The following is a 6,777-nucleotide window of genomic DNA, read 5'->3' as shown; positions in this document are numbered from 1 at the left end:
TGAGCGTCTCGTGGGCTCGGAGATGTGTATAAGAGACAGCTGCTGGGGCGGGGGGAGTCTCCGCAGGTGGTCCAGCACGACGCCGGATCCGCGACATCCATCGAGCCCGAGGTGCCGGTGGTGGTGAATGCGCCTGTCACGGTGGACAGCGGCACGCCAGTCGTCGTGGCCGAGGTGACACCCGATGCGGGGCCGCCCGAGGAGACGCGTGATGCGGGTCAGGTGACGGTGGTGGATCCGCCCGTGACACCGGCTTCGCCCCCCGTGGTCGTCACGAAGCCCGTGACGACTCGCCGGCCGGCGCTCACGGCGCGCCGCGAGCTGCCCAAAGGCAAGGTGGAGTTCCGCGTCCGTCCGTTCGGCCTGGTGTACCTGGACGGCAAGCCCTTGGGTCAGACGCCCTTCGCCGCCGTGGAGGCGACGGAGGGCATGCACAAGGTGCGCGTCGTGAACAACGACCTGGGCAAGGACGTGACGAAGGCCTTCGAGGTGAAGGCGGGGCAGGACAACGTCTTCAAGCTCAACCTCGCGGCGGAGTGATTCGTCGCGGGATCAGGGACGCCATCCCAGCACCACGCCTTGATCACCCACGGATAATAGATGGGTAGGATTGGTGCCCGTGATGGCGCGCAACGCACGGGGGTTTGAGTAGACGTTTGTCCATCCGGCCGAGTTGAAGTGCGCAATGGTTCCACCCTGGGTCGAGGCGTAGAGCCCCTTGCTGGAGAACGCCACAATACCGGTGACGTCGACTCCACCGCTCAGGAAAGGCAGTTGTCGCCAGACGCCGTCTACGCGCTCGAAGACCATTCCTTTACCCCCGGCGGCATAGGCGAAACGCCTGCTCAAGACGTGAACCGACAAGAGAAATTCCGATAGAGCAGCTGAAGGGAGCGGTTCCTCAATCCAGAGACCGTCGGCTGGCGAGTAACGGAGTGCGCTCGGCTTGGGGACAGGAACTCCGAAATCTCGTGCTCCTACAGCGAACAACGTGTCGGCATCGCCTCGAGCGCTGATGGCGCGAAGATTGACGCCTGTTGTTGCAATCTGAATTGGGGCGTTGGGCGGTGTCCATTTGAAGATGAACCCAGCAGATGAAACAATATAGATCGTCGGGGCACCTCCATCCGCATTCTCGATTCCTGCAATCCCAGTAAGGTTCACATTCGGGTCGGGCGTCTGACTTTCGGTGCAGCCAGTGCTGATGCGTGTGGCCAGTTTTCCATTGTCACCGGCGAGGAACATCTGCCCTGTTTTGCTAGACCAAGCGGCGTTCCAGCTACCCGGACAATCGGGTAACAACGCAACGCTGCCATCGCTGTCCACATGGGCTATCTGCCCGGTCTTGCTGACGAGCCACGCTTGGTCAGTGCCATTGGTTGCGGTAGCGATCCATCGCACAGTGCCAGCGCCAGTGCCAACCGGTTCCCAGTTGTAATTGCAAGAGGTGCCTTCATCAATCAAGCCGTTGCAGTTGTTGTCGAGGCGGTCGCAGACTTCCGGAACTCCTTTGGCGACAAATGGCGAACTTTCATCGCAGTCTGCCATCTCTGTGGTAGTGCCCGGCGCTGGCCCCGAGCATGAGACGCCCGCGTCGGCGCCTGCTTTCCCGTCACCGTCCTCATCCATGAAGTACGCAGTCGGTGTAGCGGCGCTCAAACATTGCACGTTGCCTTGAGCCGGGTCGCAGGTCACGACTCCGGGGCACTGAAATGCATTCAAGCAAGAACCGCCCAGGTCGAAGCCTTCATCCTTGATATCGTTGCAATTGTCGTCCTGCCCGTCACACCGAAACTCGGGCTGGTCTGGATGAATCGAGGGGTCTCTGTCGTTGCAATCTCCGGTTCTACTGGCGGTCAGGGCGGTACCGACGCACGCGCGGACGACGACAGGAAGGCGACTGCTTCCATAACCATCCCCGTCATCATCGGGGTACCACGCAATCGGGCCAATGATGTTTGCGTCGGAGTCATTGCAGTCGGTGCCTCCGCTGTCCGGGGCGACAAAGCCGTCCCCGTCCGCATCGGTTGCAAACAGATCGAGAGGGGACTGCCTGAGCTGCCACTTGTTGGGCTGGGACGTGGTGAACGCGTCACTCGTGACAGCCGCCGTGTCGCACGTCTGCTCGAAGGCATCCGCTTGGACCCGCAGGTCATCGCTCCATGCGTCAGACAGTAGGACAGCCACGTGGAGCGTGGACCCCTGACCCGCGCTCGGAGAAGGTCGCAGTTCCAAGGACGGCACGGCTCGCGTTCCGTCCGCCGACCTGAGCGCCACGCGAATGCAGCCTGGATTGAAGCCCTGGCTCCGGATGGTCAAATCCAGTCCACGGTCGCAGGCGTCGGGATCCGCTCGCAGGACACCTGCCAGCTCCTGCGACCCTCGTCCCGCGCAAAGCCGCTCCAGATTGACCTGGTCCGTTCCGGGAACGGTGCACCCGATTCCCATGGCCCCAATAACCAAGGCCATGACGAGCCAGGACTTCACCGGCCACCTTCCGTGGACTCCCCCATCAGGAAGTACGTCGTGACCGCGCCCACTGCCGCCGCCAGCGCCGTGCCGAACAGCACGTTCGCCACGACCGCCTGGCCCCGCGCATCGTCCAGGTGACCGCTCACGTCCGCGGACAGGTCCGCTTCGCGCGCGTTGTTCACGTTGCCGCGTGACTGGAGCCCGAGGATGGATCCCACACCGCCCGCCACCACCCCCGTGCCCAGGAGCACCCACGACACCGTCGGCACACGGCGCGTCCCGCGCTCACGGGCATCCGCCTTCAAATCCACCCCTGGAGCCGGCACCGCCGCGACTTGAGGCGGAGCCAGCACCACCGGCTTCTCCTCCACCACCGGAGGCCGCACCGGCGCATCCACAGGCTTCCGCACCGCCGCGAGTTCCTGGCGCACCGACTCGAAGTCCCCCTCCACCTTGGGAGACACCTTCGCCGGCAGCTTCGCCCCCGGAGCCAGCAGCAACCCCGCCCGGAACGAAGCCCGCGCTTCCTCACGCCGCCCCAGGTCCGCCAGCACCAGGCCCTCATAGATGGCCGCCCGGCTGCGCTCCTCCTCCGTCCGAGCCAGCCGCTTCGCCCGCGTCACCGCCGCCAGCGCCTGCTCGGACTCCAGGTCCTCGTACAGCCGGGCCGCCTCCGCCATCGCCGCGTCGAAGTACGCGTTCGCGGGCCGGGACACCGCCGTCCCGGCCGCCTGCCCGAAGGCCGGACCCACCCCCAGCACCCAGAACCCAAGCAGCCCGCCGAGCATCCGGACCGAGGGCCACCCATGAGGAGTTTTCATGGAAGACCACTCTAACCGGGTTCCTGTTGGCCCTCGAACCGCTCACCCCCAGCAGGCGACCACTCAACACCCGCGAGGGACCGAGGGGCCACGCGCCCGTGGACGCGACGCGGCGCCGCCGCTAGGGTGCGCGGCTTCATGGATCGCCCTCTTACCGTGTTGCCCACCTCCCTCGAGGCCCAGGTCAAGGCTCGGCCGCTCCCGCGCCATGTGGGCATCATCATGGACGGCAACGGCCGCTGGGCGGAGCTTCGCGGCCAGCCCCGGCTGGAAGGCCACCGCGAGGGCAGCGTCAGCGTCCGGGAAGTCACCCGCACCGCGCGCCGCGTGGGCGTCCAGGCCCTCACCCTCTACGCCTTCTCCTCCCAGAACTGGGCCCGCCCGCCGGAAGAGGTCGCCGGCCTCATGGACCTCCTGCGCGAGTACCTGGAGTCCGAGCGCGCGGAGATCCTCGACAACGGCATCCGCCTCAACGCCATTGGCGAGGTGGACAAGCTGCCGCGCTACGTCCGCGAGCCCCTGGAGCGCCTGCGGGCGGACTCCGCCCACAACACGGGCATGGTGCTCACCCTGGCGCTCTCCTACGGCGGCCGCGAGGAGCTGCTGCGCGCCGCGCGCGACCTGGCGCAGGCGGCGGCCCGCGGCGAGCTGGACCCCGCGCACCTGGACGCCGATGACCTGGAGTCGCGCCTGTGGACCGCCGGGCTGCCGCCGGTGGACCTCATCGTCCGCACCAGCGGCGAGCAGCGCATCTCCAACTTCCTGCTCTGGCAACTGGCGTACGCCGAGCTGTGCTTCACCGACGCCCTGTGGCCCGACTTCCGCACCGAAGAGTTCCTGCGCTGCCTGTCGCAGTTCCAGGGCCGCGAAAGACGCTTCGGTCTGACGTCCGCCCAGGTCAACCGGGACGACACCCCCCAGCGGGCCAAGGCGTGAACGAGAAGAACAAGAACCTCCTCATCCGCGTTGTCACAGGCGTCACCCTCCTGCCGCTGGTGCTCCTGCTCCTGTTCCTGGGCGGGTACTACAGCGCCATCCTCCTGGGCGCCGCCGCGGCCGTGTGCGCCGGGGAGTACTACCTCATCACCCAGAAGCGCCTGGGCGCCGCCGCCTGGGTGGGCATGGCCTTCGCCTTCGTGATGCCGCTGCTCCCCTTGAGGGACGCCGCGCGCACCGGCGAGGCGGCCTTCTGGCTGACGTCCGTCTTCTTCTTCTTCGCGTGGATCTACAACCTGTTCCGGGGCGTGCTCGCGGAGGCCCCCACCCGGGCCGCGCACCTCGTCACCGGCTTTCTCTACGGCTCCATCGGCCTCACCGCGCTGTCCGCGCTGCGCCTCCTGCCGGAAGGGCACGCGTGGGTCATCTGCGCGCTCACCATCACCTGGGCCAACGACACGCTGGCGTACTTCGCCGGCCGCTTCCTCGGGAAGCACAAGCTCTACCCCGCGGTCAGCCCGAACAAGACGTGGGAGGGCTTCTTCGGCGGCATGGTGGGCTCCGTGCTGGGCATGTTCATCGCCAAGCTCGGCTTCTTCCCCACCTTCACCGTCTGGGACTGTGTGGTGCTGGGCATCCTGGGCGGACTGCTGGGCCCTGTCGGCGACCTGTGCGAGTCCATGCTCAAGCGCGCCTACGGCGTGAAGGACTCCGGAAAGCTCATTCCCGGACACGGCGGCGTGCTGGATCGCATCGACGCGCTCATCTTCAACGCGCCCCTGGTGTTCGTCTATGTGCAGTTCGTGAGGCACCTGCTGCCGTAAGTGCCTGATTTCGCGCCTGCTCGCCCGGTCTGCACCCTGCGTTGTGCGTTGTCCCTCCCCGGGGGCGCGATTACTCTTCGGCCCATGCTCCAGAACCTCGGGTTCTTCATCCTCCTCTTGGGCGTGCTCGTCACGGTGCATGAGCTTGGCCACTTCCTCGTGGCCAAGGCCTGCGGGGTGAAGGTCCTCAAGTTCTCCATCGGGTTCGGACCGAAGCTCATCGGCTTCACCAAGGGCGAGACGGAGTACCAGGTGGCCCTGCTGCCCCTGGGCGGCTTCGTGAAGATGGCCGGGGACCTCCCCCACGAGGAGCTCCCGCCGGAAGAGGCCGCGCGCGGCTTCCTGGCCCAGCCGCCCTGGAAGCGCGGGCTGATCGTCCTGGCGGGCCCGGCCTTCAACCTGCTGTTCCCCATCTTCGTCTACTTCTTCGTCTTCCTGGGCCCCCAGGAGACGCTGTCCACGCGCGTGGGCATGGTGTCGCCGGACATGGCCGCCGCCGCCGCGGGCATCCGCCCCGGGGACCGCATCCTGTCCGTGGAGGGCGAGCCGGTCCGCACCTTCGACGACATGCGCGACGCGTTCGTGGGCAAGTTCAACCGCCCCGTGCCCATCACGCTGGAGCGCGAAGGGCAGCAGCGCGTGGTGGAGGTGACGCCGGAGAAGAGCTCGGAGGTGTCCCCGGTGGACACCGTCGAGCGCGGGATGATTGGCGTGAGCCCCTACCCGCAGCCGCCGGTGGTGGGCGTGCCGGCCACGTCCCCCGCGGCCGCCTCGGGCCTCCAGAGCTTTGACCGCGTGCTGTCCGTCAACGGCGTGCACGTGCAGGACGAGGCCGCGCTCTTCCGCGAGGTCGCCAAGGTCCCCGAAGGCACCCCCATGAAGCTGAGCGTGGCGCGCCTGGCCCCCGTGGGCGTGGGCGCCGTCACCGGCCGGCTCCCGGAGGTCGTGGAGGTGTCCCTGCCGCGTCAGCCCGGTGAGGGCGCCGCGGCGCTGGGCGCGGAGGCCGCGGACCTCTACGTGGCGAGCGTGGCCGCGGGCAGCGTGGCGGAGAGCGCCGGCATCGTCCCGGGCGACCGCATCGTGGCCATCAACGGCACGCCGCTGAAGTCCTTCAACAAGCTGGCAACGGTGCTCAACGGCCTGCAGGCCCAGCCCTTCACGCTGACGTGGCGCGGGGAAAAGGGCGAGCGCACGGAGAAGCTGGCGCAGGCGCCGCTCAAGACGCGCGACGACTACGGTCAGACGAGCGCCCCGCTGGTGTTCGGCGTGCGCCCGTGGAGCTTCACCAGCGCGGACATCCCGCCGGTGGAGAAGGTGACCATCGACCTGGGGCCGGCCGCCGCCTTCAAGGAGGCCGCGCTCATCGTCCCGAAGATTGTCGGGCAGATGGTGCAGGTGCTGGGCGGGCTGTTCGTGGGCAAGGTGTCGCCCAGCACGATTGGCGGCCCCATCATGATGTACCAGCTGGCCGCCAAGAGCGCCGAGCAGGGCCTGGACAGCTTCCTCAACCTGATGGCCATCATCTCCATCAACCTGGGCGTGATGAACCTCCTGCCCATCCCGGTGCTGGACGGCTTCCACCTGCTGTCCGCGGCGTGGGAGGGCATCCGCCGCCGCCCCATCCCCGTGCGCGTGCGCGAGGTGGCGAACATGGTGGGCCTGGCGCTCCTCATCCTGCTGATGCTGCTGGCCGTGACCAACGACGTGACCCGCTAGCGAGGTGA

At 67.4% G+C, this 6,777-nt stretch carries 5 protein-coding genes and 1 pseudogene; 4 read left to right on the top strand and 2 right to left on the bottom strand.

Going from position 1 to position 6,777, the window contains the following annotated elements; all coding sequences use genetic code 11:
* Nucleotides 1–327: 327 nt before the first annotated feature.
* Nucleotides 328–540 (top strand): annotated as a pseudogene (locus tag D7X96_RS41210) (PEGA domain-containing protein); the annotation flags it as partial.
* A 12-nt stretch (nt 541–552) separates the two neighbouring features.
* On the opposite strand, the gene D7X96_RS29395 reads toward D7X96_RS41210, so the two are convergent.
* Entirely contained in the window at nt 553–2,187 is a 1,635-nt protein-coding gene (locus D7X96_RS29395; protein ID WP_158616173.1) for a MopE-related protein, read from the bottom strand.
* A 296-nt stretch (nt 2,188–2,483) separates the two neighbouring features.
* On the bottom strand, nt 2,484–3,293 hold the full coding sequence (locus tag D7X96_RS29390) for a tetratricopeptide repeat protein (RefSeq protein ID WP_244219770.1): 810 nt from the start codon (nt 3,291–3,293) through the stop codon (nt 2,484–2,486).
* Between the two features lie 138 nt (nt 3,294–3,431).
* On the opposite strand from D7X96_RS29390, the gene uppS reads away from it, so the two are divergent.
* From uppS to rseP, 3 genes are all read left to right on the top strand, one after another.
* Nucleotides 3,432–4,229 (top strand): polyprenyl diphosphate synthase, encoded by a 798-nt coding sequence (gene uppS, locus D7X96_RS29385; protein ID WP_120547460.1) that lies wholly within the window; start codon nt 3,432–3,434, stop codon nt 4,227–4,229.
* A complete protein-coding gene (locus D7X96_RS29380; RefSeq protein WP_120547399.1) occupies nt 4,226–5,053 on the top strand; it encodes a phosphatidate cytidylyltransferase in 828 nt (275 codons plus the stop codon). The genes uppS and D7X96_RS29380 overlap by 4 nt, the downstream gene beginning before the upstream one ends.
* 84 nt (nt 5,054–5,137) lie before the next feature.
* Complete coding sequence (gene rseP, locus D7X96_RS29375) at nt 5,138–6,769, top strand: RIP metalloprotease RseP (protein WP_120547400.1); 1,632 nt, start codon at nt 5,138–5,140, stop codon at nt 6,767–6,769.
* Nucleotides 6,770–6,777 lie beyond the last annotated feature (8 nt).

Source organism: Corallococcus interemptor, from assembly GCF_003668875.1.
Lineage (GTDB): Bacteria > Myxococcota > Myxococcia > Myxococcales > Myxococcaceae > Corallococcus > Corallococcus interemptor.
Note: the sequence above shows the minus strand (reverse complement) of the source record. Positions and strands in the feature narration are given on the sequence as shown.